Genomic DNA, 24,865 nt, shown 5'->3' with positions numbered 1-24,865 from the left:
CGGCTGCGGCTGTCTGGTGCGGTGGGTCCCTCGGGAGGGATGGGGCAGGAGGGGCGGGGGTCAGTGGGGCGTACGGGCGGGCCGTGCGGTGCGGAAGCCGGGCGGGGCGACGTCGACGGCATGTTCGTCGGGCTCGGTGAAGCGCCCCGCGGAGGCGTACGCGGCCCGTTCCCCGGCCGTCGGGGACAGGGCGACGAAGGCGGAGGTGATGAAGAGGTACGAACCGAGGCCGACCGCGAGCGGGAAGATGAACTGCATGACCGTGGCGCCCGGCAGGGTCGCGGCGGAGGGGACCACGTCCACCCGTACGGCGAGCATGCCCGTGTAGTGCATGCTGCTGACGGCCGCGCCCATCACGAGCGACGCGACGGCCACGGCGGCGGGCGCGTGGATGTGGAGGGCCGCCCACAGGGCCGCGGTCGCGGCGACGACGGCGATGAGGACCGAGAGCCCGACGAGAACGGGGTCGTACCGGACCTCGCCGTGGAGCCGGAGGGCGGCCATGCCCATGTAGTGCATGCTCGCCACGCCGACGCCTGTGGTCAGGCCGCCGATCAGGAGCGATCGGACCCTGTCACGGCCGTACCCGACGGCGAACACGCCGACGCCGACGACGGCCATGGCGATGACGAGGCTGAGGATGGTGAGCGGAACGTCGTAGCGGATGTCGGTACCGCTCACGCCGAAGCCGAGCATCGCCACGAAGTGCATCGTCCAGATGCCGGTGCCGAGGGCGGAGGCGGCGGTGAGCAGCCAGTTCCGTCGCGAACGACCGGTCGCGTCGAGCGCTCGTACCGTGCAGCGCAGCCCGAGGGCGGCGCCGACGCAGGCCATCGCGTACGACAGTGCAGGTGTCAGCCAGCCGAAGGTGGCGTGGTCCAGGTGTCCCATGGCTCAGGGACGCTAGTGCGCATCGGGGGGCGCACCAGGGGCGCATTTCGAAAGCTGATGGAATATGACAGAGAGATGGTCCCGAACGATCGCGCCGGGCTCGAACGTGCACACAGAACGTCCACCCCATCGGGTGCGGAATCATGAGCGCATGAGCGATGACCCCACACACGTCCGAGAGTTCTTCGGTGCTCGCGCCGCCGACTGGGACCGCCGGTTCCCCGACGACGGCCCCGCGTACGCGGCGGCCGTGGCCGAGATCGGCCTGCGTCCGGGCGACGCCGTCCTCGACGCGGGCTGCGGCACCGGGCGGGCCCTCCCGCCGCTCCGCGCCGCCGTCGGCCCCTCCGGCACGGTACTCGGTGCCGATCTCACCCCCGAGATGCTCGAAGAGGCCGTCCGGGCGGGGCGGGACGGAAAGGGGGGTACCGCGACGCTGCTGCTCGCGGACGTCGGCCGCCTGCCGGTACGCGACGGCGCGCTCGACGCCGTCTTCGGGGCCGGGCTCATCTCCCACCTCGCGGAACCGGTCGCCGACCTGCGGGAACTCGCCCGTGTCGTACGGCCCGGCGGCCGGCTCGCACTCTTCCACCCGATCGGCCGGGCCGCCCTCGCCGCCCGCCACGGCCGCCGGATCACGCCGGACGACCTGCGCGCCGAACCCCGGCTGCGCGCCGTGCTCGCGGAAGCCGGCTGGCGACTCGTCAGCTACGTCGACGAGGACACGCGCTATCTGGCCATGGCCGTCCGCGAGAGCTGAGAGCCGGCGGGCCGCACGCTGCCGTGCGGAGGCCGAGCCGACCTAGCGCACGCCGGCGCCCGGTCCCCGGTCCGGGGCCGATGACACAGGCGCGGCTTGCTGACTTCCACCGTCAACGCACCCTTCTGTCGCGGCACTTCACTCTCTACGGTGGATGTACCGGGCAGTGTGCCCGGGAAAGGCGGTGCGGCGTGGCACGGATACGGGAAAGACTCCGCAGGCTCCTCCCCTCCGCCCGGAGGGCGCCCGAGACGACCGCACCGTCGCCACCGCGCCCCCAGCACGGGCACAACCTCTTCGAGGCCGCGGCGGACTACGTGGCCGCGTGCGCCGAGGACGACGCGGCCAGGGCGGAGGAGGCCGCGGGGCGGGTCTCCCCCGGGATGCTGACGTTCGGCGTCAACGAACTGGCATGCCGGGCCCTCCTCACCCTGGCCCGCGAGCGGAACGAGTCGCCGAACGCCGTGGCGCGGTCGCTGCTCGGGCTCCGGAGTGAGCGGGCGGGTCGGCCGGGGGCATCGGAGGGTGACGCCCCTTGAGAGCCGCCGGCACCGGCTTCGGCTGAGGTTTCGGCTCTGGCTTCCTCTGGGGCTCTGGCTTCGGTTCCGGCCTCACTCCAGCGAGTCCCCATCGGCCTTTCACCAGCCGCTGAAAGACATCCCGTCACAGGTCACGTCATGTGAAGCCGCCGTGAAAACCCGGTGGAAGCGGTGTCAGTGGCCCCGCTTATGCTGCACCGGACTCACACACGGGGCCTGGGGAGGGCGCGGCGATGTTCGGCACGTTGTTCGGCAGGGGTGCGGACGGATCGGGGGCGGATCCGCACGCCCTTCGCGTCACCCGCAGGCACAGGAACGGTACGTACACCCTGCGCGCGCTCGGGGACACGCGGGTGCTCGCGCTGGTGGAGGCGGCCGACGCGGGTGACTGGGAGGCGGTCAAGGCGGCGCTCATACCCTTCGACCTCGGCCGTGACCACCAGGTCCTGGGCGAACTCGCCGACCTGGACGGCGTGCAGGACTGGATCGGCCGGGCCGTGGCCGAGGACAAGGAGCACCGTGCGACCGCCCTGCTGATATCCGGGGCGCGCCACATCACGTGGGGCTGGGAGGCACGCACCGCCGCGCGTGCCGTGGACGTCACGCAGGAGCAGTGGCGGATCTTCCACGAGCGGCTCGACCTCGCCGAGGAGCAGTTGCTGGAGGCCGCCGAGCTGCGACCCGAGTGGGTCACACCGTGGCGTCGGCTGCTCACCTCCGGCCGCGGCATGTCCCTGGGCGCCGCGGTCAACGAGACCCGGCGCGACGCCGCCCTGCGCCGCGAACCGCTGGACCTGGAGACCCACCTCGAATGGCTGTCGCAGTTGCAGCCCCGTTGGGGCGGCGAACCCGGTCAGGCCATGGCGTTCGCCCGTGACGCGCTCGCCCGCGCACCGCGGGGGCACCGGCTCGGCTGTGTGATCGCCATGGCACACATCGAGGACTGGGTCGAGTCGGATCAGGCGGACTGTCTCGTGGACTCCTCGATCCGGGCGGAGCTGCGGGACGCGGCCGATCACAGCATCCTCCACCCCGACCACCTGCGGGTCCCGGGCTGGCAGCACGACTTCAACATGTTCGCCATGGCCCTGTCGCTGGCGGGTGAGCGGCATACGGTCCGTCGGGTCTTCCAGGCGCTCGACGGCGCCCACACCACGTGGCCGTGGACCTACTTCGCGGAGCCCGAGAAGGAGTTCGCCCGCCGCCAGCGCCGCTCCTGAGCGCAACGCCGACCGCGCCCCCGTCCGCACCCGGACCCGACCCGGACGCGCGGACCCGAATCCGCACGCGCCGGACCCGTCCGCACCCACCCCCGCACCCGCCCGCGCTCTGCCGCCCCTCCCACCCCGGACTGCCCGATGACTCTGCCCGACACCTCCGCCGACCGCACCTTCCAGGTGGATCTGCGCGGCCTCGTCGACCTCCTCTCCCACCACCTCTACTCCAGCCCCCGCGTCTACCTGCGCGAACTCCTGCAGAACGCGGTGGACGCGCTGACCGCCCGGCACGGCCTCGAACCGGGTGCCCCCGCCGACGCCTTCGGCATCCGTCTGCACGCGGACGGCTCGGTGGTACGCGTCGAGGACGACGGCGTCGGTCTCACCGAGGCCGATGTGCACACCTTCCTCGCCACCATCGGCCGCAGCAGCAAGCGCGCGGATCGGATCGCCGAGCAACGCGGCGATTTCATCGGCCAGTTCGGCATCGGCCTGCTCTCCTGTTTCCTGGTCGCGGACGAGATCCACGTCCTCAGCCGCTCCGCCCGGACCCCCGACGCGCCCGCGGTGGAGTGGCGGGGGCGCGGCGACGGCAGCTACACCGTCCGTACCCTGCCCGCTTCCGCCCGCCCCCGGCCCGGCACCACCGTCACGCTGACGCCGCGCGCCGACGCGGGCGAGTGGACCCGGCCGGCGCGGGTGCACGCCCTTGCCAGACACTTCGGCTCGCTGCTGCGGCACCCGGTCACCTTCGACGACGGCACGGGCGGCCCGGGTGCGCCCGTCAACCCCGAGCAGGCGCCCTGGGCCCGTACGTACACCACGCCGGGATCCCGCGCGCGGTCGCTCGCCGCGTACGGCGAGGAGGTCTTCGGGTTCACACCGCTGGACACCATCGAGCTCGACCTGCCGGCCGTAGGCCTGAAGGGCATCGCGTGCGTGCTGCCGGAGGCCGTGCCGGCCGGGCGCCGCCACGGTCACCGCGTGCACGTCAAGGGCATGCTGCTGTCCGAGCAGGCCGAGGAGATCCTGCCCGAGTGGGCGTTCTTCGTCCGCTGCGTCGTCGACGCCGAGAGCCTGCGCCCGACGGCGTCCCGCGAGTCCCTGTACGAGGACGACACGCTCGCCGCCGTCCGAGACGCCCTCGCCGAGAGGCTGCGCGCATGGATCGCCAGGGCCGCCGCGAGCGACCCCGACCTGCTCGCCCGGTTCCTCCAGACCCACCACCTGGCCGTGAAGTCGCTCGCGGTGCACGACGACGAGATCCTGCGGATGCTGCTGCCCTGGCTGCCGTTCGAGACCACCGACGGGCACACCACCCTGGACGAGTTCGCGCGCACCCACCGCACGGTGCTCGTGACGTCGAGCGTGGAGGAGTTCCGGCAGGTCGCGGCGATCGCCTCGTCCGCCGGGCTCGGCGTCGTCAACGGCGGCTACACCTACGACCGCGAGCTGGTCCACCGGCTGCCCGAGATCCGCCAGGAGGTCAGCGTCGCCGACCTCGACCCGGCGACCCTCACCGCCCATCTGGACCCCGTCGACCGGGAGACGGAACTGGCCGCGGCGGCCTACCTCGCCCGTGCGCGCGACGCCCTCGCCGTCTTCGACTGCGACGTCGCGCTGCGGACCTTCCAGCCCGCCTCCGCCCCCGCCCTCCTCATCGACAGCCGCGAGGCCAGGCACGAGCGCACCCGCTCCCAGCTCGCCCGCGAGCAGGAGGGCGGGCTGTGGGGTGACATCCTCGGCGCCCTGCGCCAGGAGGCCCCGCGTGCCCAGCTGATCCTCAACCAGCTCAACCCGCTGGTCCGTACCGCTGTCGCCATCGACGAGCCCGAGCTGGCCCGTACCAGCGCCGAAGCGCTCTACGGGCAGGCCGCGCTGCTGTCCCGGCGCCCGCTCAGGCCGTCCGAGTCGAGCCTCATCAACCGCTCCTTCCTCGACCTTCTCGCCCACGCCCTCCGCAAGGACAGCTGACGATGCCGACCGCACCCCAGACCACCGACGAGCTCTACCAGGCGCTCCAGGAGAACCACCAGCGGCCCTACGGCCGTACCCGCACCGTCACCGCCGAGGACCTGGTCGAGGCCGCCGAGCAGTTCGGTGAGCCCGTACCGCTCGCGCGGGCGCTGTTCGAGCTCCAGGAGGCGTACACCTACGGCTCCGAGCCCCGGAAGTCCCCCGTCGTCTTCGCCCGCTTGCTCACCCTCTTCGACGAGCAGCCCGACGTCTTCGACGAGCGGCTGCGCCACCAGTTGTTCTGGCGGTTCAAGTGGGTGGCCAACGCATTGCGCGCGCTGCCCGAGATTCCGCTGACCAGCCTGCGCCAGTGGCTCACGGAGATGCGCGAGCGGTACGAGAAGGCCGGCCTCGGCCTCCAGCCCTACTACGGGCAGGCCTACCAGCTCGCCGCCCACCGGGGTGAGGACACGACCGCCGCCTACGAACTGTGGGCGGGCCGCGCGCGCACCCGGCTGAGCGACTGCGAGGCCTGCGAGATCTGCGAGCGCGCCCTCCACCACCTCGCGGCGGGCGACGACGAGCGGGCGCTGCGCGCCTGGGAGCCCGTGCTGGCCGGCAAGGAGTCCTGCCAGGAGGAGCCGGCCCGCTCCGTCTCGTACGCCCTCCTGCCCCTGCTGCGTGCCGGAAGCACCGACCAGGCGCGCGAGCTGCACCTCGCCGGCTACCGCGCCTGCCGCCGCAACCCCTCGATGTCCGGAGAGGTCGGCCGGCACCTGGAGTTCTGCGCGCTCACCGGTAACGAGGCCCGTGGCCTGGAACTGCTGGCGGAGAACCGGAACCTGTTCGACGAGGTGGACTCCCCGCTGGACCAGCTCGACTTCCTCACCGGCGTCGAAGTGCTCCTGCGGCGGGTCGCTCTCCTCGGCCACGGCGAACTGCCCGCCGCGGGCTACGCGGGCCGCACCTGGACGGTGGCCGGTCTGCGCGCCGAGGTGGGGAACCGCGCCGACGACCTCGCCGCCCGCTTCGACGCACGGAACGGCACCACGGCCCACGCCGACCGCCGCGACGTCCGCCTCGACCGTGCCCCGCTCCTGGACGCGCTGGAACTGACGCTGCGCAGCCGCGGTCTCGACGACGTGGCCCCGGCCGTCCCGGTCGCCGCGCCCGCAGCGCGCACGGCCGCCGCCGAGCCCGAGAGGCTGTCCGGACTCATCCTCCGGGCCAGGGCCCTGGGCGCGCAGGGGCATCCGGACGCGCAGGCCTGCTGGGCGCGCCTGCGCGTCCTCGCCGGCTCCCGCGACTACGTCCACCCCGACGACCCGGCCGTCGGCCCGCTCGTACGGCTGCGCGCCGATCTGCTGGCCGACGAGGCGATGTGGTCGGGCGACGACGAGCGCGATGTCGCCGTCGGTCTGTACGAGGAGGCCGCGGGCCTGTACGAGGACGCCGAGGAGCCCGGGGACGCGGCGGTCGAGCGCGCCGCCGCCCTGCTGACCGCCGCCGAGATCGCGGCGGAGGACGCCGACGGACCGGAGACGCCGACGGCTGCGGAGGGCGCCGCCGACGCCGGGACCAAGACGGCTGCCGACGGACCCGAGGCGAAGACCGGCGCGGACGGCGGCCATCGACCCGAAGCGAAGACCGGCGCGCAAGGCGGCCACGGTCCCGCAGCGGAGGTCGGCCCGGACGGCGGCCACGGACCCGAGGAAGAGGCCGGCGCCGAAGACGCGCGCGACCCCGCGGCGGAGCCGGGTGCCCACGGACCCGAGGCGAGGGCCGGCGCATTCACCACCGCCTACGAGGCCATCGTCCGTCTGCACGAGGAGACGGCCGGGCTCGCCCCGCACCAGGAGGCTCGGCTGCTGCGCCTCCGGGCCTCCGCGCTCGGCCTGCGCCTCCAGACGTCGGGGAGCGAGGAGCACGTCGCTCCGGTCTTCGCCGAGGCGGACCTGCTCCAGGCGTTCGCCGCCCGGTACGACCTGGTGGGGCAGGTGTCGAACGCCCTGCTGGTGCGGGCCAGCGCCCACGCCATGTCCGGCGACCTGACCGGCGCGGTCACCGAGATCGACGCCCTGCTCGACCGGCTCAGGACGCACGGCCCCGCCTGGCACCTGCCCCGCACGCTCGGGCTGCGCGGTCGGCTCCAGCTCGGCCTGCGGGACGCCGAGGCCGCGTACGCGGACCTGTGCGAGGGGCTGCGCCTGGCCGCCGACTGGCCGGTCGACGCGGTCGACACCTCCCGCCTCCACGGCGACCTTGCCGAGGTCTGCATGCACCTGGGGCGCCCGGACGAAGCGCTGCGTCATCTGACGCGCTCCGCCGAGCTGGGGCTGCGGCGCGGCAACCGGGTGGACGCGTTCTGCGCCTACAGCAACGCGGCCCAGCTCAGCCTGGACCTGGGCCGGGTCGAGGACTGCATCGCGCTGCTCGACTCCCTCCTGGCCGAACCTGACGTGGTCGCGGGTGAGCTGGACGACCGGCTCGTCGCACAGCTGCGTCTGACCCGCGCCCGCGCGCTGCACGCCGGGGAGGACCTCAAGGCCGCCACGGCGGAGTTCGTCGCCCTCGCTGCCGAGTCGGCCGGGTGGGACGACGACCCGGGCAGCCACGCCATGATCGCCGCCGAGACGGCGACACTCCTCGGCGAGTCCGGCGACTTCGGCCGGGCCCGCGGGGCCGTGGACCAGGCACTCGCCGCCCACGCCCGGGCTCCGCGCTACGAGCAGCTCAGCAACTGCCTGCGCGAACTGGCCCGCCTCCAGTGCCAGCGGCAGGGCGCCGACGGCCTGACGGGCGCCCTCGCCTTCCTCGCCGACGCCGGCGAGGTCGCCGACGAGGCCCGCGCCGCCGCGTACGAGGCCCGTGGCCGCTCCCTGGACACCGCCCTCGCCTACGAACACGGGCGGGTGAACGCCCTCGCAGGCGAACACGAGGACTCCCTCGCCGCCCTGGAGAAGGCCCTCGCCCTGCTCGGCGAGCCGGGCCCCGAGGACGACCGCGCCGGCGAGTGGGCCGAGTGCGTCCGGCTCGCGGGTGTCGTGGAGGGCATCTATCTGGAAGGTCTCGCCCCCGCCCTGTCGCGCATCGACGCGGCGGTCTCCCACCTGACGGCCCTGGGCCACACCGAGGAGACCGAGCCGCTGACCGCGCTGGCGGCCAGGCTGCGCGACGAGTGACGACGCCCCCTCGGCGCCTGCGTCGCCGTGCACGCTCCCCCGCCGAGGGCGGGTCAGGGCGCACGGCGACGCAGGTCACGGCGCCGAACTATGGACATGTCTCCCTCCTCACTGGTTAAGGTGCGCCGACAACCGGATGGGGAGGCAAGCGTGGCTGGGACGGACCCGAGCGCGGAGGCCGAGGCCGTCGGCGACGCCGACGCGCTGTTCGTGCTCACAGCGGCGCTGCTCACCCCGGCGCGGTTCCCGAGCGTGCTCGGTGACGACTATCCGGCGGCCTGCGCGGCGCTCGGGCTCGAGCCGTACGCCGAGGGGTACGGGCTCGTGTTCGGCCAGGACGGGCTCGGGGCGCGCTGGACGGTCGTGGTCGACGACGTGTCGCTCGTCGCGGTGGCCATCTCCTCCTGGGACTGCGGCATGGCCTACGACCTGTCGCCCGCCGAGCACACGGTGGTGGCCGGGCTGCCGGGCTGGCCGCTCGCCGTGGTGACCCGGGCGCCGGGAGTGCCGGCGCCGCACGATCCCGAGCCGGAGGAGGGCGATCCCGCTCCGCTCGTGCCGCCGTCGGGCGACGAGTGGGGCCCGGCCCAGCGGCGCCTCGGCGCCGACGAGGTGGCCCTCCAGTGGGCGACGTGGCGGGCCCGGGTGAGCGATGTCCCCCCGCCCGGGGAACAGCCGAAGGGCCCGGTCGGAGGCGCGGATCCCGCCGTCGGCACCGGCACGGATCCCGCCCTCGGCTCCGGCGCGGGCGTGGCTCCCGACACCGGCGCAGGCGTGACTCCCGGCGTCGGTGCGGGCACGGCTCCCGGCACGGGCGAGGATCCCGTCCGGGCCGAGGGTGCGCCCGTGGCGCCGGGGGGCGGGGCGGTCCATGACCCGTACGACGGGGTCCGGAGGGCGCTCGACGAACTGCGGCGGTACCTCGTGGAACCGCCGCCGGTCGGTCGGGTGCGGTCCGTGGCCGGTGCGGAAGGGGGCGTGCGTACGCTGCGCGCGGACGGCCCAGGATGGTCTCTCGTGGCCCGGGCGGACGACATGGCCTTCGTCCTGCTCGACGAGCTGCCGGGCGAGGTGTTGCCGGTGGCGCGGGGCGCGCGGCTGCCCGCGCTCCTCGCGGGGCTGGACGCGATGGCCGTACGCCCGTCCTGACCGCCTGTCCGACGCTCCCCCCCCGGGGTCAGGCCCTTCCGAGCGGGCGGTGCGGCCGGCGGGGAGGGTGAGCGATCACCACTTCACGCGTGATCGTTGTGACCCTGCTCGGCCCCTTCGGAGCGCAGCGGCGCGCCCACCTCGTGCAGGTGGCCGAGGGCCTGCCGGTACGAGTCGACGAAACCGGTCTCCGTGTACGGCACGCCCAGGGCGGCGCAGTGGGACCGGACGGCGGCCTGGGCGAGGCGCAGATGGGGGCGCGGCATGCTCGGGAAGAGGTGGTGCTCGACCTGGTAGTTGAGCCCGCCGAGGAACCAGTCGGTCAGGGCGCCGCCCCGGATGTTGCGCGAAGTGAGCACCTGGCGCCGCAGATGGCCCCAGCTGTCGCCGTCGACGTGCTCGTCCGGCCGTTCCATGCCCTTGTGGTTCGGGGCGAACGCCATGCCCAGGTGTACGCCGAACACCATCTGGTGGACGAGGGCGAACACCAGGGCCTGCGCCGGGGTGAGGAAGGTGAGCAGCAGGGCCGTGTAGCCGGCGAAGTGGGCGAGGAGCAGCGCGCCTTCGACGAGCCGCTCGCGCCGGGTGCGACAGGGACCGTCCTTGGCCAGCAGGGCCTGGACCCCGTACACCTTGAGCGCGATGCCCTCGAGGGTCGTCAGAGGAAAGAACAGCCAGGCCTGGTGACGGGTGAGGAATCCGCGCAGACCCGTGCGGCCCGCCGTCTGGTGCTCGGCGAAGACGAGGATGTCGGCCGCGACGTCGGGGTCCTTGTCGAGGTGGTTGGGGTGGGCGTGGTGGCGGTTGTGCTTGTCGTTCCACCACTCCCGGCTCATGCCGAGGAGGAGGTTGGCGTGGACGAGCTGGATGATCCGGCTGATCCTCCGGTTCGCGGTGATCTGGGCGTGGCCGGCGTCGTGGCCGACGAAGGCGGCCCGTGCCGAGAGCAGGGCGAGCGGTACGGCGAGCGGGAGCGCCCACCAGGAGGGGCCCGTCAGGGCGAGACCGGCCACCACGGCGGCGATGCCGAGGAGGTTGACGGCTATGCCGCGGGCGTACCAGCCGGGGCGGTGGTCGAGGAGGCCCTGCTCCCTCACGGTCCGCAGGAGCGGGGTGAACTCACTGCCGCCCCTGGCTCGGGCGGGCGCCGCGGCGGGGGCGGCGGCCGGGGGCAGAACGGTGGCCTGGGCCATGGAGGGCTCCGGTTTCTGTCGGTCGGGCTCCGGTGACGGTTCGGTCGGTGAGCGCCTACCCCGAACGTACGGGTACGTGATCGTCCGGAACGATGGCGTCACCACCCGGTCCGGACGGGGGGTCGTCCGGGGGCCGGGGGTGGGGGGAGCCCCACCCCCGCTGTCTGTGGTGCGGATCACTCGGCGACGGTGCGCGTCGGATCCGTCGAGCGAGGTATCCTCGGCCGCTCAGTCTTCAGGTAGTCAAATTTGAGGAATGCGTTGTCGCTGTCGCCCGGACCCGATGATCCCGCCCGCGAGACACCCCGTGAGACCACCCGGGACCCCCTCCTCGCACTCGCCCACCACTCCGCCGTCTTCCTTCCCGCCGATCCGCCGCGCGCGGGCCGGGTCGCGTTCTGGTCCCCGGAGGGCGAGGCACTCCCGGACGTGCGGGGCGGCGTGGGCGACTCGGATACGGCGGTCACGCCGAGCGGCTCCGGTGAGGTCGGCGGGTCGCGTACGGCGGGCGCCCCAAGCGCCTCGGGGCCGGCGGACACACCCGGCTCGGCAGGGCTCTTCACAGGCCTCGCCCCGGTGGAGCTCACGGTCGTGGACGGCGTCACCCTCCGTCCCCTGACCGTCCCCGCCCTCACCCTCCCCGTACGGGACGCCCTGCCGTTGCTCGCCAGGGCGCGGTTCTCCGCCACCGCGTCCCCCGCGACCGCCTTCTGGGGTGCCGCCTCGCTGCTCGCCCTCAGCCTTGTCGCTCGCGGGCTGCTGCTGCCCGGTCTCACCTCCGGCGACGTCGACGCCTGGCGCGCCGGTCCGCTCGGCCCCGAGGAGTTGGCGGAACTGCGGACGCTCGCCGCGTCGATGCCGCCCGCGGCCCACGCCGTACCGCTTTCTGCGGACGAGCCGCCGCTGCTTCCGGAACCCGAGGCGCTGCTCCGCGCCTTCGCCGACGCCGTCGCGGACACCCTGCCCCGTACCCCTGCGGCTCGACTCGCCGCCGACGGGCCCGCGTTCGCGGCCGACGAACCGCAGCGGATTCCGGGGCAGCGGACGTGGGCGGCCGACGTGGCGGCGGTGCACGACGCGGGCATCCGGCTGTCGCTCCGGCTCGAACTCCCCGGCTTCACCGCCGAGGCCGAGGAGGCGCCGGCGTTCCGCGCGGTCCTGCAACTGCACGCCGTCGCCGACCCGACGCTGGTCGCGGACGCGGCGGAGGTCTGGGCGGGTTCCGGCCGGGACGGGGCGGCCTTCGGCCCACGGGTCCGGATGGACGTCCTGCTCGCGCTCCGTCGCGCCGCCCGCGCTTGGGCCCCGCTGGCGCCCCTTCTGACGGCGGCGGTTCCCGACACCGTCGAACTCGCCGACGAGGAGGTCGCGGAGCTGCTGGGCGCGGCGGGCCGGGACCTCGCCTCGGCGGGTGTCCAGGTCCACTGGCCACGCGAACTCACCGACCGACTGACCGCCGGCGCCGTGATCGGCCCGGTCGGCGCGGACACCCACGGGGAGCCGGGGTCCGTCGGCGTGTCCCGGTCCCCCGGGCAGCCCGAGGACACCGGATCAGCCGAGGAGTCCTGGGCCGTCGGGTCCACCGAGGGCGCTCAGGGCCTTCGAGGCGCTCGGTCCGCCGGAGCGTCAGCCGGTGCCCTGTCCCCCGAAGGTGGCCCGTCCGGAGAGGAGTACACCGGGTCCCGGTCCGCGTCCGGGCTGCCCTCCTTCCTCTCCGCGGACGCCCTCCTCGGCTTCCACTGGCGCTTCGCCGTCGGTGATCAGGAGTTGACCAGGGCGGAGCTCGACCGGCTCGCCGAGGCCGGGCGGCCCCTCGTGCGCCTGCGGGACCGCTGGGTGCTCGTCGACCCGGCCGAAGTGCGCCGGGCCCGTGCCCAGCAGGACCGCAAGGTCACGCCGGTGGACGCCCTTTCGGCCGTCCTCACCGGCACCACCGAGGTCGAGGGGCAGCTCGTCGAGGTGGCGGCGACCGGCTGGCTCGAACGCCTGCGGGAGCGGCTCGCCGAGCCCGAGGGCAGCCGCCCCGAGGTGTCACAGCCGCCCGGACTCGCCGCGAACCTCCGCGACTACCAGCTGCGCGGCCTCGACTGGCTGCACCGGATGACCTCCCTCGGTCTCGGTGGATGTCTCGCCGACGACATGGGACTCGGCAAGACGATCACGGTGATCGCGCTGCATCTGCACCGTCAGTCCGACCCGGCAGCCGCCGGGCCCACCCTCGTCGTCTGCCCGACCTCCCTCATGGGCAACTGGCAGCGGGAGATCGAGAAGTTCGCGCCCGGCACGCCGGTGCGCCGCTTCCACGGTGCGACCCGCGACCTGGAGGACCTCACCGACGGCGGCTTCGTCCTCACCACCTACGGCACCATGCGGCTCGACGCGGCCCGGCTCGCCGCGCGGAGCTGGGGACTCGTCGTCGCGGACGAGGCGCAGCACGTCAAGAACCCGTACTCGGCGACGGCCAGGCAGCTGCGGACCATCGGAGCCCGCGCGCGCGTGGCGCTGTCCGGCACACCCGTGGAGAACAACCTCTCCGAACTGTGGGCGATCCTGGACTGGACGACGCCCGGACTCCTCGGCAGCCTGGGCGCGTTCAGGACCAGGTTCGCCGCCGCCGTCGAGGGCGGCAGGGACCCGGCCGCCTCCGCGCGACTCGCCGCGCTCGTCCGGCCGTTCCTGCTGCGCCGCCGCAAGTCGGACCCCGGTATCGCGCCCGAGCTGCCACCGAAGACGGAGACGGACCGGGCCGTGTCCCTGACACCGGAACAGGCCGGTCTCTACGAGGCGGTGGTGCGGGAGACCCTCGCGGCGATCTCCGAGGCCGACGGCATGGCGCGGCGCGGTCTGGTCGTGAAGCTGCTGACGGGACTCAAGCAGATCTGCAACCACCCGGCGCAGTACCTCAAGGAGGAACGGCCGAGGATCGAGGGCCGCTCGGGGAAGCTGGAGCTGCTCGACGAGTTGCTCGACACGATCCTCGCCGAGGGCGCGTGCACCCTGGTCTTCACCCAGTACGTGGGGATGGCCAGGCTCCTGGAGACACACCTCGCCGCGCGGGGCGTGCGGACGCAGTTCCTGCACGGCGGGACACCGGTCGCCCAACGTGAGGCGATGGTCGCCCGTTTCCAGGACGGGGAGGTCCCGGTCTTCCTCCTCTCCCTGAAGGCCGCCGGTACGGGGCTCAACCTCACCCGCGCCGAGCACGTCGTGCACTACGACCGCTGGTGGAACCCCGCCGTGGAGGCCCAGGCCACCGACCGCGCGTACCGGATCGGGCAGGACCGGCCGGTGCAGGTCCACCGGCTGATCGCCGAGGGGACGATCGAGGACCGGATCGCGACCATGCTCGACCGCAAGAGGGAACTGGCGGACAGCGTCCTGGGAACGGGCGGGGACACGCCGCCGGAACTGACCGAACTGACCGACGCCGAACTGGCGGAGCTGGTGCGACTGCGGGGGGACGGACGATGAGCGGGTACGGACACGGGGACGAGGAGCGTACGTTCGCGGCGCTGCCGCCCGCTTCTGGCGGGGCCTTCACCCGGACCTGGTGGGGCCGCGCGTGGCTCAAGGCCCTGGAGGACACCGCGCTCGACGGCGCGCAGCTCAAGGCGGGACGCCGGCACGCGCGCGCGGGAGCGGTCGGCGCCGTGTCGGTACGGCCGGGCCGGATCACGGCGGTGGTCAAGGACCGCGACGGCACGCCGTACCGCGGTGACGTCCTGGTGCGGGAGTTCTCGGAGGAGGAGTGGGAACGGCTCCTCGACCTCGCCGTGGACAGCGCGGGCCACATCGCGGCACTCCTCGAACGGGAGATGCCGCCGCACCTGGTGGAGGACGCGGCGGCGGCCGGGCTCGATCTGCTGCCGGGGATCGGTGACCTCGATGCGGAGTGCGGCTGCGAGGCCTGGGACCACTGTCCGCACACCTCGGCGCTCTGTTACCAGGTGGCACGTCTGATCGATGAGGATCCCTTCGTCCTGCTGCTCATGCGGGGGCGCGGGGAGCGCACGCTGATCGACCAGCTGCAGACGCGCAGTGCTTCGCGTGCCGTGCGTGGCGGTCCGGACACGGACGACACGCCGGATGAAGGGACCGCCTCGGGCGCCGGTGGGATACCCGGCGTGTCGCCAGAGGAGGCGTACGCGGCGGAGTTCCTGCTGCCGCCGCTGCCCGATCCTCCGGTCGCCTCCGACGCGCCCGGGCGGTCACCGTCCCTGGACACGGAGACGGAGCCGGAACCCGGGATCGACCCGGCGGCGCTGGAGTTCCTGGCTTCGGACGCGGCGGCCCGCGCGCACCGGATGCTCGTCGACGCCCACGGGGCGGCGCCGCTCGACCCGCGTCTGACGGTCGCTCAGGATGCCGCACGGCTGGCGACGGCCTCCCCCGCGCCCTGGATCGCGGCGCGGCTCGCCACGGGTTCGGGCCGGACGCGGGCGGAGCTTGACCTGGCCACGCGCGCATGGCGGTTCGGTGGCGCGGCCGCCCTCGCCGTACTGGAGGAGGAGTGGACGCCGGACCCCGAGGCGCTCACCCGGGCCGGGGCCCGGCTCCTGGAGGCCTGGGAGGACGACGAACGGCCGGTGCTGCGGCGGGCGGGCGGCGCGCGGTGGACGGCGGTGGGCGCGGAGGCACAGCTGCGACTCGGCGAGGACGGACGCTGGTGGCCGTACCTCAAGTCCGGTGCCCGCTGGGCCCCCGCGGGTCCGCCGGACCGTGATCCGGCGACGGCTCTCGCCACGGCCTTCGCCGCCGGTGCTACAGGAGCGGGCGGCTGAGCTTGCCACCGGTGGCGGAGGGAGCGACCAGGCTGCAGGCCACGGTGGCCGAGCCGAGAAGATAGCTGGTCCGGTACGGGTACTGGACGAAGGTGGTCCAGCGCGTGCCGAGCGGCTGCAACGCGGCCTTGCGGCGGAGGGGTTCGCGGCACAGTACGGCCGCCGCCTCGCGGACCGCCGTGTCGGTGGCGAGGACTCCGGTCAGTCGGAGCCGGGAGACGAGTTCGGCGTGGTGCGGCGTGTCGCAGGAGCGTCGGAGGGCGGTGCCCGGCGCGTCGCGGTCGATGTCGAAGCAGTCGCCGACGCGCAGCGCCTCGAAGGAGACGGGCCGGGCCGGTGTGCGGTCGCGCGTGACGGTGCCGGTCGGCCGGGGTGTGGGCGCGGTGGTTCCGCCACGGGAGGGGGTCGGGGACACGCGCGTCACACTGCCGTCGGCGCGGGAGGGCGGGTGGGCGGGTCCGGTGCGGGTCGGTGCGCCGTCGGCGGTCGCGTCGGCCGTCACGGTGGCGTCCGACGGTGTGGCATCCGTCGGTGTGATGTCCGCGCGGGCGTCGGGTGCGCCGCCTCCGGGCGTACCGCTGTGTCCGCCGCGCGTGTCGCTCGCCTGGCCGTCGGTCGATGAGGTGGCGTTCCCGGCGTCGGAGGCTCGGGGCGAGGGCAAGCCGACCTGCTCACCGCCCGGTCGGCCGTCGTGAGCGAGGTCCTGCTCGGCCCCGCCCCGAACGACCACGAAGGCGCCCGCCACCAGCGCGGCCACCAGCAGCGGGACGACCGGCGCGCCGAACCACTGCGCGCGCCCCGCGGCCGGCACCGGCTTGGCCGCGCCGAGCCGGCCGAGGCGTGGCGACCACCCGGACTCGGCACCGGCGCGCGCGGCGAGGACGTCGGAGCCGTCCGGCGCGGCAAAGGCCGCGCGTTCGGCGGACGCGGGGGCCGGTGGGGCGGAGGCCGCGCGTTCGGCGGGGGAGGCGTCCGGTGGGGCAGGCGCGTCGAGGGCCGCGCGTTCGGCAGACGCCGCGGAGACCACGGGCTCGGCTGACGTCTCGGACGCCGTCGGTTCGGTCGAGCCGGGAGCGTCCGGTCGGCGGTGCGGCGGCGGGGTGGCGGGGGACGGGTGGGGCACGGGGTCCAGGTTCGCCCGTCGGGGGGCCCGCGGCCACCCTTTTTCGGAGGATGACCGCCGCCCGTACAGAACCGTGACAATCCCCTGCCGCGCTCCGGTCCGCCACCACCCCTGCCGTCGCCCCGTCATGACTCCCCTACAGGCCGAGCTGACGCTCCGCGCCCTCGACCGTCTGGGCGAGGAGCACGGCGATGGTCATGGGGCCGACGCCGCCGGGGACCGGGGTGATGAGGGAGGCGCGTTCGGCGGCCGTCGCGAAGTCGACGTCACCGACGTTGCCCGGGTTGTAGCCGGCGTCGACGACGACGGCACCGGGCTTGATGTCGGCGCCCTTGATGAAGTTCGGCTTGCCGACGGCCGCCACGAGGACGTCGGCCTCGCGGACGACGGAGGCGAGGTCCTCGGTGCGTGAGTGGCAGTAGGTGACGGTGGCGTCGCGGCCGAGGAGGAGCAGACCGGCCGGCTTGCCGAGGATGGCGCTGCGGCCGACGACGACGGCGCGCTTGCCGCGGAGTTCCACGCCGTACGCGTCGAGGAGACGCATGATCCCGCCGGGCGTGCAGGAGACGAAGCCGGGCAGTCCGAAGCCCATGGCGGCGAAGGAGGCCATGGTGACGCCGTCGACGTCCTTGGCGGGCGTGATGGCCTCGAAGGCGGCGCGCTCGTCGATGTGCGGGCCGACCGGGTGCTGGAGCAGGATGCCGTGGACCTCGGGATCCTCGGAGAGGGCGGTGATCGCGGCGACGAGCTCCCCGGTCGTCGTGGCGGCGGGCAGTTCGACGTGCCGGGAGCGGATCCCGGCCTTGGCGCAACGGTTCTGCTTCATCTTCACGTACGTCACGGAGGCCGGGTCCTCGCCGACGAGGACGGTCGCGAGACACGGCGTGACGCCGGTGCGGCGGGTGATCTCGGCGGCGCGGGCGGCGGTCTCCTCGACCGTCCGGCGGGCGAGGGCCGTGCCGTCCATGAGGGTGGCGGTGCTGGTGGACATGGCGACTCCTGGGCTTCGTCTCCGACGGGTTGTTCGCCCAGGCGCACGGCATCCGGACGGGCCCGCCGGGGGGCGCTCCCGCCGGGCCGCTCCCCGGTGGTGATCCACCTCAAGCGCCAGTCACGGCCCGGGGCCACTGTACGTGAGGGGGCGGGGGACCCTTCCTGACGGGTGCGGCTCGCCAAGCCGTGGGGGCTGAGAGACTGCCGGCTCCCGTCGTTCCCTCCTCGTGACGTCGGTACGGCCGCCCCGGGCGCGTCCGGCTCCGGACCCGCCTGTGCCACGGCCCGGGGCATCACAGCCCCGCCCGGCACACTCGCGGTCCCACCCGGCGGCGCACTCGCGCTGGCGCCCGGCTCCGTCGGGGCTCCCCCGCCCCGCCCGCGCGTGGCTCCTCCGCGCTCGATTCGGGACATGGCCCAGGAACTGGGGGACACCGACACTCTGCACGCCGTCGTCCTGGACAAGATGACGAAACGCCCTGAACTCGCCACGTACGCACGTCGGTGGTCTACGGGCACACGCGGAAGAAGGTCATCGGTCCGATGTGACGCCCAGGGCGAGGGTCGTGGCCCCTCAGGCGACGTCCCGCGGGCGGAACTGCACGCTGATCCGCGGGCCGACCGCACGGCTCGTCTTCGGGATCGCGTGGTCCCAGGTGCGCTGGCAGGAGCCGCCCATCACCACGAGGTCACCGTGGCCCAGCGGAAGTCGGAGCGCGGCGGGCCCACCACCGCGCGGGCGGAGAGCGAGGTCGCGCGGATCACCGAGGGAGAGGATGGCGACCATCGTGTTCCGCGTGGAGGAGCGACCGGTCCGGTCACCGTGCCAGGCGACGCTGTCGCGCCCGTCGCGGTACAGACAGAGGCCGGCCGTGACGAAGGGTTCGCCGAGCTCGGACGCGACATGGGCGTCGAGGGCGGCGCGGGCCGCGTCGAGAGCGGGGTGCGGCAGGGGCTCACCCTCGCGGTAGTACGCGAGCAGGCGCGGTACGGCGACGACGTCGTCGTACATCTTCCGCTCCTCGGCACGCCACGGCACCTGTTCGACGAGCTCCTCGAACAGAACGTCGGCGCCCTGGAACCACCCCGGCAGATGGTCGATCCAGGCCCCGTGCGCGAGGGTGGTCCGCCTGATCCCGTCGAACGGGCCGGGGCGGGGGTCGTCACCCTGGTCGAACAGGGAGCCCTGGAGGCCGGGGATCGGCCGTGGTGCGGTCATGGTCCCAGGATACCCGCACAACCGAACACCTGCTCGAATGTCTCCGTTCGCCCGAGCCCCCTGCACAGCGGCCTGCCCGGGTTCACGGCAGAGGCGTGCCGCCGGTCGCGTTGACGATCTCGCCGGTGATGTAGCTCGCCCCGGGCGAGGCCAGGAAGACGTACGCGGGCGCCATCTCCGCCGGCTGGGCGGCCCGGCCCAGGGGCGACTGGCGGCCGAAGTCCTCCGTGTCCGGCATCGTCGCCGGAATCAGCGGGGTCCACACCGGGCCGGGCGCGACCGCGTTCACACGGATGCCGCGCTCGGCCAGCATCTGCGCCAGACCGTGCGTGAAGGAGATGATCGCCGACTTCGTCATCGCGTAGTCGAGGAGGTGCGGGCTGGGCTGGTAGCCCTGCACGGAGGTGGTGTTGATGATGGAGCCCCCGCGCGGGATGTGGGGCAGGGCACTGCGGGAGAGCCAGAACATCCCGTAGAGGTTGGTCTTCATCACCCGGTCGAACTGCTCGGTGGTGATGGCCTCGATCCCGTCCGGTTGCGCCATCTGGTAGGCGGCGTTGTTGACGAGGACGTCGACGCGCCCGTGCTCCTCCACGGCACGGTCGATCAGGGCCGCGCACTGGCTCTCGTCACGGATGTCACAGGCGACGGGGAGAGCCTTGCGCCCCGCCTCCTGGACCAGACGCGCGGTCTCCGCGGCCTCCTCGTCCTCCTCCGGCAGGTAGGTGAAGACGATGTCCGCGCCCTCCCGTGCGAAGGCCAGGCAGACGGCCCTGCCGATCCCGGAGTCACCGCCGGTGACCACCGCCACCCGGTCGACGAGCACGTCGTGACCGCGGTACGAGTCCTCACCGTGGTCCGGACGGGGTCGCATGGCCTCGGTCGAGCCGGGGTGGTCCTGCTCCTGGTCGGGGAAGGGCGGCCGGGGGTGGCCGGTCACGGGGTCGGGGACGGGTGCTTGTTCCTGAGGGGACATCGGGATCTCCGTGCTCTGGGGCGTTGGACGTACTGCCTGGTGGTGCTGTGCTCCGGGGCGTCGATCACCTCAGGACGATGCCGGGTACGGCACCGACTTGAGGCGGCGGGCGAGGTGGGCGGTGTTGGCGGCGAGGGTCGCGGTCGTGGCCGCGGTCTTCTCCGGCGTCTTCTCGAGGTCCTGGTAGTCCGTCCCCTGCATGGCTTCACCGACCCAGTAGGTGACGGCGTTCGGCGCGAGGGAGAACCCGACGTCGTTGAGCCCCTGGAAGAGGTCGGCGCTCACCTTGTGCGCCCCGTCCTCGTTGCCCACGACACAGACCGCGGCGACCTTGCCGTAGGTCAGCATCCGGCCTTCCTCGTCGGTCTCGGAGATCTCGGCGTCCAGCCGTTCCATCACCCGCTGGGCGATGCTCGACGGGTGCCCGAGCCAGATCGGGGTCGACAGGACGAGGATGTCGCAGCCGAGGATCGTGTCGCGGATCTCGGGCCACGCGTCCCCGTCGCCCATGTCGGTCTTCACCCCGGGGCGTACGTCGTGGTCGGCGATCCGGATGATCTTGCCGGTCACACCGTGATCGCTGAGGGCGGCCATGGTCTGCTCGGCCAGCAGCTGCGAGCTGGAGGCGGCCGGGGAAGGGGAAAGAGTGCAGACGAGGGCGACGGCGCGCAGGGGTGTGGTGTCGTTGGCGTCCATGGCCACCCCCTACCCCCGACCCGAGGTCGTATCTCACCTTTCGGGGGACTCCGGCCCGGATGGCGAGGGAGGGGTGGGCCAGGCGGCGGTCTCCTGGTCGCGCCCGGGGCGCGGTGGCCGAATAGTGCCGTACAGAGCGGGTAGGCGGCCTGTTGCCCGTCGCCGAGACACGCGGGTGCACGGTTTCCGCCCGCCCACGGACGGGCCGCCCGCCACCGCCACCCGAGGACAGGAGCCTTCGATGACGTCGCTCAGCACGAGCACCCCGGACGCAGCCACCGCAGGCCCCCGCCTGGTCGCGGGGCGCGGTGACCTCTCGGGCGCCGTGGAGAGGGCCCTGCGGACGGGTCGGCCGCCGGCGTACACCGAGGGAAGCATCCGGCGGGCGGACCCCTGGGGTGAGGACCTGCAGCTCGCGCTGTACCTGCTGTACGAACTCCACTACCGGGGCTTCGAGGGCGTCGACGACTCCCGCGAGTGGGATCCGGACCTGCTGCGCCTGCGGCGGGAACTGGAGGAGCGTTTCCTCCAGGCGCTGCGCACCGCACTCCCCGACGCGCCCCGGTCCGTCGACGAGGCCTTCGCACCGCTGCTCGTCGAACCGGTCGATCCGGCCGACAGCGTCAGCCGCCACCTGGAGACCGACGGCGAACTCTGGCAGCTGCGCGAGTACGCGGCACTGCGCTCCCTCTACCACCTCAAGGAGGCGGACCCGCACGTCTGGGTCATCCCCCGGCTGACCGGACGGGCCAAGGCCGCGATGGTGGCCATCGAGTACGACGAGTTCGGCGCCGGTCACGCCGACCGCATCCACGCCCGGCTCTTCGCGGACCTCATGACCGACCTCGGCCTGGACACGTCCTACGGCCACTACCTGGACCACGCCGACGCGACGCTCCTCGCGACCGTCAACCTCATGTCGCTCTTCGGCCTGCACCGTGCCCTGCGCGGAGCGCTGGTCGGCCACTTCGCCTGTGTCGAGGTCACCTCTTCGCCCGGCTCCCGCCGGCTCGCCAAGGCGATGCGCCGGTGTGACGCGGGGCCGGCCGCCGAGCGGTTCTACACCGAGCACATCGAAGCCGACGCCGTCCACGAGCAGATCGTGCGGCGCGAGGTGATCGGCGGACTCCTCGTCGACGAGCCCGCGCTCGAACCGGACATCGCCTTCGGCTGCGCCGCGACCGTACTGCTCGACGACAGGCTCGACGCGCACATCCGCGAAGCCTGGGCTGCGGGCCGCTCCGCGCTCCGCAGCCCTCTGCCGGACGCGGACCCGAGGTCCTGAGCATGGCCGGCCTCGATACCTTCGCCGAGGTGCTCGACCACCAGATGTACGTCGTGACGACGAGGGCCGGGGACGAACGGGCGGGCTGCCTGGTGGGATTCGCCTCGCAGTGCTCGATCGACCCGCCCCTCTTCATGGTGTGGCTCTCCCTGGCGAACCGCACCTACCGCGTCGCACACGGAGCCTCCCACCTCGCGGTCCACACCCTGCGGCCCGAGCAGCGGGCGACGGCGGAGCTGTTCGGGGGACGGACCGGCGACGACATCGACAAGTTCGACCGGGTGGAGTGGTGGCCGGGGGAGGGTGGCGTTCCCGTCCTCTCCGACTGCTGCGCCTGGTTCGTGGGCCGGGTGCTGGAGCGCGTCGACGGCGGGGACCACGTCGGTTTCCTGCTCGCTCCCGTCGCGGAGAGCCCGTCCGGCCCCGTGCGGCCGCCGCTGCTCCGGTTGGGGGACGTCGTGGACCTCTCCCCCGGGCACCCGGCCTAGAACACCGTGGTCAGCGCCCCGGATGGTCTCCGGGGTGCTCTCCCGGGTGCTCCCCCGGGCCGTCCCGTAGGGGGGCCAGAGGGGTGGGCGACAGGTCCGTCGTCTCCTCACCCGGTTCGAGCAGGGTGTCCGCCGCCCCGACGATGAGGGGATCGGGCGTACCGACCGCCTCCGGGTCCTTGCTCGCGTAGTCGATACGGGCCAGGAGGCTGCGCATGGCCTCGAGGCGCCCGCGCCGCTTGTCGTTGCTCTTGACCACGGTCCACGGCGCGTGCTCGGTGTCCGTCTCCCGGAACATGGCGACCTTGGCCGTGGTGTAGTCGTCCCAGCGGTCCAGCGAGGCGAGATCGGTGGGAGAGAGCTTCCACTGCCGTACGGGGTCGACCTGGCGGATGGCGAAACGGGTCCGCTGCTCCGAGCGGGAGACGGAGAACCAGAACTTCACCAGGTGGATCCCGTCCTCGACCAGCATGCGTTCGAAGAGCGGGCACTGGTGGAGGAACAGCTCGTACTCCTCGTCGGTGCAGAAGCCCATCACCCGCTCGACGCCCGCGCGGTTGTACCAGGAGCGGTCGAAGAACACGATCTCGCCAGGGCCCGGCAGAGGGGCCACATAGCGCTGGAAGAACCACTGCCCGGCTTCTCGCTCGGTCGGCTTGTCGAGGGCGACGATCCGGGCGCCGCGCGGATTGAGCCGCTCGGTGAACCGCTGGATGGTGCCGCCCTTGCCGGCGGCGTCCCGCCCCTCGCACAGCACCACGATCCGGGCGCCGGTGTCCTTCGCCCAACGCTGCAGCTTCAGCATCTCGATCTGCAGGATCCGCTTCTGCCGCTCGTACTCGGCACGTCGGACCTTCCGGTCGTACGGGTAGTTCTCCTGCCAGGTGCGGATGGGGTCGCCGGTGGCGCTGAGCAGGACGGGCTGCTCGGGCCGGCTGACGTCCACGCTGAGGCCCTCGAGCAGGTCCTGCTCACGCGCCTCGCCCCGGTCCTCGTCCTTGCCGTCAGCAGTGTTCATGTCGCCCATGCGTCGCCCCGCTCCTCTAGCCCGTTCGGTCCGACATCCTCGTACCCACGGACAGCCCGGTACCCACGGACATCCGCACACTCGCTGACATCCTCATACCCACAGGCATCCTCATACCCGCCGGTCCCTGGGGTCCCGGCGTCAGCGGCGACGGGCTTGGCCCCGGGGGCTCGGGGCAGACGGGCCACATGACTGTGCCCAAGGCTCTCGTCCTCGTCCTCGACTCCACCGACCCGGAACCCTTGGCGGGGTTCTACGCGGCGCTCCTCGGCGCCACCGTGGAGCCCCACCCGGGGGATCCCGACCTGCTGCTCGTCTCCGGCGATTCCGGGGCGGTGCTCGGCATCCGGCGTGACCACGGGCAGGCGCCGCCCAGCTGGCCCCGCCCCGAGGACGCCCAACAGGCCCACCTGGAGATCCTCGTGGCCCCCGACGCCCTCGACGAGGCGGAACGCGAGGCGGTCTCGCTCGGCGCGCGGCCCGTCGCGGCGGTGCGCGACGGCACCCGGACCGACCGGCGCACGGACCTGCGCCGCTACACGGACCCGGCCGGTCACTCCTTCGTCCTGGCCACGACGCCCCCGGTGGACGCCGACCAGGGTCTTCCCCGCGCCGGGCAGGCCTGAGCGCGGGCGACAGAGCGGCGCCCCCGCCTCCCCGTGGGGAGACCGGGGCGGCCGGCTCGGTCGTCGCGACACGCGTCGGACCTGCCTACTTGTCGCGGTCCAGGGAGTCGCGGACGCCTTCGGCGCGCTCGCGGGCCGAGTCGGCGGCGCCACGGGCCTTGCCCTTCATCTGGTCCGTCTTGCCCTCCGACTCCATGCGCTTGTTGCCCATGGCCTTCCCCGCGGCCTCCTTGATCTTGCCCTTCGCCTTCTCCGTGCCCTTGCCTGCCATGACGTATTGCCCCTTTCCTGTGGATGGGTTGCAGGTGCCACGCTAGGCAGACTCCGTGGATCCCGCCCGTCGGCCCGTCACTCCCCCGGGGGCGTTTGAGGTGGCCGGTAGGGGACAGACGCCGACCGCGTCACCGCATCCGCCGGCCGAGCCGCCGGGTGCGCGTTCCGATCCGCGAGAAAGGCGATCATGATCACATCCACTTTGGCAGCCGCGCCCGTCCTCACGTCCGGACCCGCTCTCGCGTCGGCAGGATCCAACGCCGTGTGGTTCGCCGTGGCCATCGGCGCGGTGGTCGTCATCCTGCTTCTCGCCGCGTTCTGGTGGGGCAGTCGCCGGGCCGCGCGTCGGCGCCGTCCGGTGGGTGACCCGACCGCCGCGAGCGGCCGGTCGGGCCGCGACTCGTGGACCACGCCCGACGCCGACCCGGACCTCGGCGACTCCAGCCGCTGACGCCGGTCGGGTGCGGAGCCGGCAGGGCAGGGAGGCGACG

General features: G+C 73.6%; 21 protein-coding genes and 1 riboswitch. Of the genes, 12 read left to right on the top strand and 9 right to left on the bottom strand.

Annotation, left to right across the window (positions count from 1 at the left end; translation table 11 throughout):
- Nucleotides 1-60: 60 nt before the first annotated feature.
- Nucleotides 61-891, bottom strand: coding sequence for an MHYT domain-containing protein (locus ACFWV2_RS21130; protein WP_384406516.1), 831 nt, complete (start codon nt 889-891; stop codon nt 61-63).
- Between the two features lie 151 nt (nt 892-1,042).
- Here ACFWV2_RS21130 and ACFWV2_RS21125 point away from each other — a divergent pair, with 151 nt between their 5' ends.
- The 6 genes from ACFWV2_RS21125 to ACFWV2_RS21100 all read left to right on the top strand — a co-directional run bounded on the left by ACFWV2_RS21125 (nt 1,043) and on the right by ACFWV2_RS21100 (nt 9,694).
- A complete protein-coding gene (locus ACFWV2_RS21125; RefSeq protein ID WP_384406515.1) occupies nt 1,043-1,651 on the top strand; it encodes a class I SAM-dependent methyltransferase in 609 nt (202 codons plus the stop codon).
- A gap of 191 nt (nt 1,652-1,842) precedes the next feature.
- On the top strand, nt 1,843-2,190 hold the full coding sequence (locus ACFWV2_RS21120) for a hypothetical protein (RefSeq protein WP_384406514.1): 348 nt from the start codon (nt 1,843-1,845) through the stop codon (nt 2,188-2,190).
- 233 nt (nt 2,191-2,423) lie between these two features.
- A complete protein-coding gene (locus ACFWV2_RS21115) occupies nt 2,424-3,410 on the top strand; it encodes a hypothetical protein (protein WP_384406513.1) in 987 nt (328 codons plus the stop codon).
- Between the two features lie 138 nt (nt 3,411-3,548).
- Nucleotides 3,549-5,381, top strand: coding sequence for an HSP90 family protein (locus tag ACFWV2_RS21110; protein WP_384406512.1), 1,833 nt, complete (start codon nt 3,549-3,551; stop codon nt 5,379-5,381).
- Nucleotides 5,382-5,383: 2 nt separating this feature from the next.
- On the top strand, nt 5,384-8,545 hold the full coding sequence (locus tag ACFWV2_RS21105; protein ID WP_384406511.1) for a hypothetical protein: 3,162 nt from the start codon (nt 5,384-5,386) through the stop codon (nt 8,543-8,545).
- Between the two features lie 150 nt (nt 8,546-8,695).
- Nucleotides 8,696-9,694, top strand: coding sequence for a hypothetical protein (locus tag ACFWV2_RS21100; protein WP_384406510.1), 999 nt, complete (start codon nt 8,696-8,698; stop codon nt 9,692-9,694).
- An 83-nt stretch (nt 9,695-9,777) separates the two neighbouring features.
- Here ACFWV2_RS21100 and ACFWV2_RS21095 read toward each other — a convergent pair whose 3' ends face one another.
- A complete protein-coding gene (locus tag ACFWV2_RS21095; RefSeq protein WP_384406509.1) occupies nt 9,778-10,887 on the bottom strand; it encodes a fatty acid desaturase family protein in 1,110 nt (369 codons plus the stop codon).
- Nucleotides 10,888-11,148: 261 nt separating this feature from the next.
- Between ACFWV2_RS21095 and ACFWV2_RS21090 the strand changes: the two genes are divergently transcribed.
- Nucleotides 11,149-14,358, top strand: a complete 3,210-nt coding sequence (locus ACFWV2_RS21090; RefSeq protein ID WP_384406508.1) for a DEAD/DEAH box helicase — start codon at nt 11,149-11,151, stop codon at nt 14,356-14,358.
- On the top strand, nt 14,355-15,668 hold the full coding sequence (locus ACFWV2_RS21085) for an SWF or SNF family helicase (protein ID WP_384406507.1): 1,314 nt from the start codon (nt 14,355-14,357) through the stop codon (nt 15,666-15,668). Before ACFWV2_RS21090 ends, ACFWV2_RS21085 begins: the two co-directional genes overlap by 4 nt.
- On the opposite strand, the gene ACFWV2_RS21080 is transcribed toward ACFWV2_RS21085, so the two are convergent.
- The 5 genes from ACFWV2_RS21080 to ACFWV2_RS21060 form a co-directional block, all read right to left on the bottom strand.
- Nucleotides 15,649-16,791 (bottom strand): hypothetical protein, encoded by a 1,143-nt coding sequence (locus ACFWV2_RS21080; protein ID WP_384406506.1) that lies wholly within the window; start codon nt 16,789-16,791, stop codon nt 15,649-15,651. The two genes, ACFWV2_RS21085 and ACFWV2_RS21080, sit on opposite strands and share 20 nt — an antisense overlap.
- Nucleotides 16,792-16,927: 136 nt before the next feature.
- On the bottom strand, nt 16,928-17,782 hold the full coding sequence (locus ACFWV2_RS21075; RefSeq protein WP_384406505.1) for a bifunctional 5,10-methylenetetrahydrofolate dehydrogenase/5,10-methenyltetrahydrofolate cyclohydrolase: 855 nt from the start codon (nt 17,780-17,782) through the stop codon (nt 16,928-16,930).
- Between the two features lie 28 nt (nt 17,783-17,810).
- Nucleotides 17,811-17,916, bottom strand: a riboswitch (ZMP/ZTP riboswitch).
- Nucleotides 17,917-18,358: 442 nt separating this feature from the next.
- The gene (locus ACFWV2_RS21070; RefSeq protein ID WP_384406504.1) at nt 18,359-19,003 is read right to left on the bottom strand and encodes an alpha-ketoglutarate-dependent dioxygenase AlkB; all 645 of its coding nucleotides are present in this window, start codon (nt 19,001-19,003) and stop codon (nt 18,359-18,361) included.
- 82 nt (nt 19,004-19,085) lie between these two features.
- Nucleotides 19,086-19,979, bottom strand: a complete 894-nt coding sequence (locus tag ACFWV2_RS21065; RefSeq protein ID WP_384406503.1) for an SDR family oxidoreductase — start codon at nt 19,977-19,979, stop codon at nt 19,086-19,088.
- A 69-nt stretch (nt 19,980-20,048) separates the two neighbouring features.
- Complete coding sequence (locus tag ACFWV2_RS21060) at nt 20,049-20,675, bottom strand: flavodoxin family protein (RefSeq protein ID WP_384406502.1); 627 nt, start codon at nt 20,673-20,675, stop codon at nt 20,049-20,051.
- 241 nt (nt 20,676-20,916) lie between these two features.
- Here ACFWV2_RS21060 and ACFWV2_RS21055 point away from each other — a divergent pair, with 241 nt between their 5' ends.
- Together ACFWV2_RS21055 and ACFWV2_RS21050 are read left to right on the top strand one after the other, a co-directional pair.
- Nucleotides 20,917-21,960, top strand: coding sequence for an iron-containing redox enzyme family protein (locus ACFWV2_RS21055; protein ID WP_384406501.1), 1,044 nt, complete (start codon nt 20,917-20,919; stop codon nt 21,958-21,960).
- A 2-nt stretch (nt 21,961-21,962) separates the two neighbouring features.
- Nucleotides 21,963-22,448, top strand: a complete 486-nt coding sequence (locus tag ACFWV2_RS21050; RefSeq protein ID WP_384406500.1) for a flavin reductase family protein — start codon at nt 21,963-21,965, stop codon at nt 22,446-22,448.
- A gap of 10 nt (nt 22,449-22,458) precedes the next feature.
- Here ACFWV2_RS21050 and ppk2 read toward each other — a convergent pair whose 3' ends face one another.
- The gene (ppk2, locus tag ACFWV2_RS21045) at nt 22,459-23,466 is read right to left on the bottom strand and encodes a polyphosphate kinase 2 (RefSeq protein WP_384406586.1); all 1,008 of its coding nucleotides are present in this window, start codon (nt 23,464-23,466) and stop codon (nt 22,459-22,461) included.
- Nucleotides 23,467-23,663: 197 nt separating this feature from the next.
- On the opposite strand from ppk2, the gene ACFWV2_RS21040 reads away from it, so the two are divergent.
- Complete coding sequence (locus ACFWV2_RS21040; protein ID WP_384406499.1) at nt 23,664-24,101, top strand: VOC family protein; 438 nt, start codon at nt 23,664-23,666, stop codon at nt 24,099-24,101.
- An 85-nt stretch (nt 24,102-24,186) separates the two neighbouring features.
- On the opposite strand, the gene ACFWV2_RS21035 is transcribed toward ACFWV2_RS21040, so the two are convergent.
- On the bottom strand, nt 24,187-24,372 hold the full coding sequence (locus ACFWV2_RS21035) for a CsbD family protein (protein WP_384406498.1): 186 nt from the start codon (nt 24,370-24,372) through the stop codon (nt 24,187-24,189).
- A gap of 189 nt (nt 24,373-24,561) precedes the next feature.
- On the opposite strand from ACFWV2_RS21035, the gene ACFWV2_RS21030 reads away from it, so the two are divergent.
- Nucleotides 24,562-24,825: a DUF6479 family protein gene (locus tag ACFWV2_RS21030; protein WP_384406497.1), complete on the top strand. Its 264-nt coding sequence runs from the start codon at nt 24,562-24,564 to the stop codon at nt 24,823-24,825.
- Nucleotides 24,826-24,865: the final 40 nt, after the last annotated feature.

Origin of the sequence: Streptomyces sp. NPDC058671, from assembly GCF_042716475.1 — a bacterium.
Classification (GTDB): domain Bacteria; phylum Actinomycetota; class Actinomycetes; order Streptomycetales; family Streptomycetaceae; genus Streptomyces.
Note: the sequence above shows the minus strand (reverse complement) of the source record. Positions and strands in the feature narration are given on the sequence as shown.

What these genes read in the sequence shown, in the direction of transcription:
- ACFWV2_RS21130 (WP_384406516.1), bottom strand. Translation starts at nt 891, where the DNA reads ATGGGACACCTGGACCACGCCACCTTCGGCTGGCTGACACCTGCACTG.
- ACFWV2_RS21125 (WP_384406515.1), top strand. Translation starts at nt 1,043, where the DNA reads ATGAGCGATGACCCCACACACGTCCGAGAGTTCTTCGGTGCTCGCGCC.
- ACFWV2_RS21115 (WP_384406513.1), top strand. Translation starts at nt 2,424, where the DNA reads ATGTTCGGCACGTTGTTCGGCAGGGGTGCGGACGGATCGGGGGCGGAT.
- ACFWV2_RS21110 (WP_384406512.1), top strand. Translation starts at nt 3,549, where the DNA reads ATGACTCTGCCCGACACCTCCGCCGACCGCACCTTCCAGGTGGATCTG.
- ACFWV2_RS21105 (WP_384406511.1), top strand. Translation starts at nt 5,384, where the DNA reads ATGCCGACCGCACCCCAGACCACCGACGAGCTCTACCAGGCGCTCCAG.
- ACFWV2_RS21095 (WP_384406509.1), bottom strand. Translation starts at nt 10,887, where the DNA reads ATGGCCCAGGCCACCGTTCTGCCCCCGGCCGCCGCCCCCGCCGCGGCG.
- ACFWV2_RS21085 (WP_384406507.1), top strand. Translation starts at nt 14,355, where the DNA reads ATGAGCGGGTACGGACACGGGGACGAGGAGCGTACGTTCGCGGCGCTG.
- ACFWV2_RS21075 (WP_384406505.1), bottom strand. Translation starts at nt 17,782, where the DNA reads ATGTCCACCAGCACCGCCACCCTCATGGACGGCACGGCCCTCGCCCGC.
- ACFWV2_RS21070 (WP_384406504.1), bottom strand. Translation starts at nt 19,003, where the DNA reads ATGACCGCACCACGGCCGATCCCCGGCCTCCAGGGCTCCCTGTTCGAC.
- ACFWV2_RS21065 (WP_384406503.1), bottom strand. Translation starts at nt 19,979, where the DNA reads ATGTCCCCTCAGGAACAAGCACCCGTCCCCGACCCCGTGACCGGCCAC.
- ACFWV2_RS21060 (WP_384406502.1), bottom strand. Translation starts at nt 20,675, where the DNA reads ATGGACGCCAACGACACCACACCCCTGCGCGCCGTCGCCCTCGTCTGC.
- ACFWV2_RS21055 (WP_384406501.1), top strand. Translation starts at nt 20,917, where the DNA reads ATGACGTCGCTCAGCACGAGCACCCCGGACGCAGCCACCGCAGGCCCC.
- ACFWV2_RS21050 (WP_384406500.1), top strand. Translation starts at nt 21,963, where the DNA reads ATGGCCGGCCTCGATACCTTCGCCGAGGTGCTCGACCACCAGATGTAC.
- ppk2 (WP_384406586.1), bottom strand. Translation starts at nt 23,466, where the DNA reads ATGAACACTGCTGACGGCAAGGACGAGGACCGGGGCGAGGCGCGTGAG.
- ACFWV2_RS21040 (WP_384406499.1), top strand. Translation starts at nt 23,664, where the DNA reads ATGACTGTGCCCAAGGCTCTCGTCCTCGTCCTCGACTCCACCGACCCG.
- ACFWV2_RS21035 (WP_384406498.1), bottom strand. Translation starts at nt 24,372, where the DNA reads ATGGCAGGCAAGGGCACGGAGAAGGCGAAGGGCAAGATCAAGGAGGCC.
- ACFWV2_RS21030 (WP_384406497.1), top strand. Translation starts at nt 24,562, where the DNA reads ATGATCACATCCACTTTGGCAGCCGCGCCCGTCCTCACGTCCGGACCC.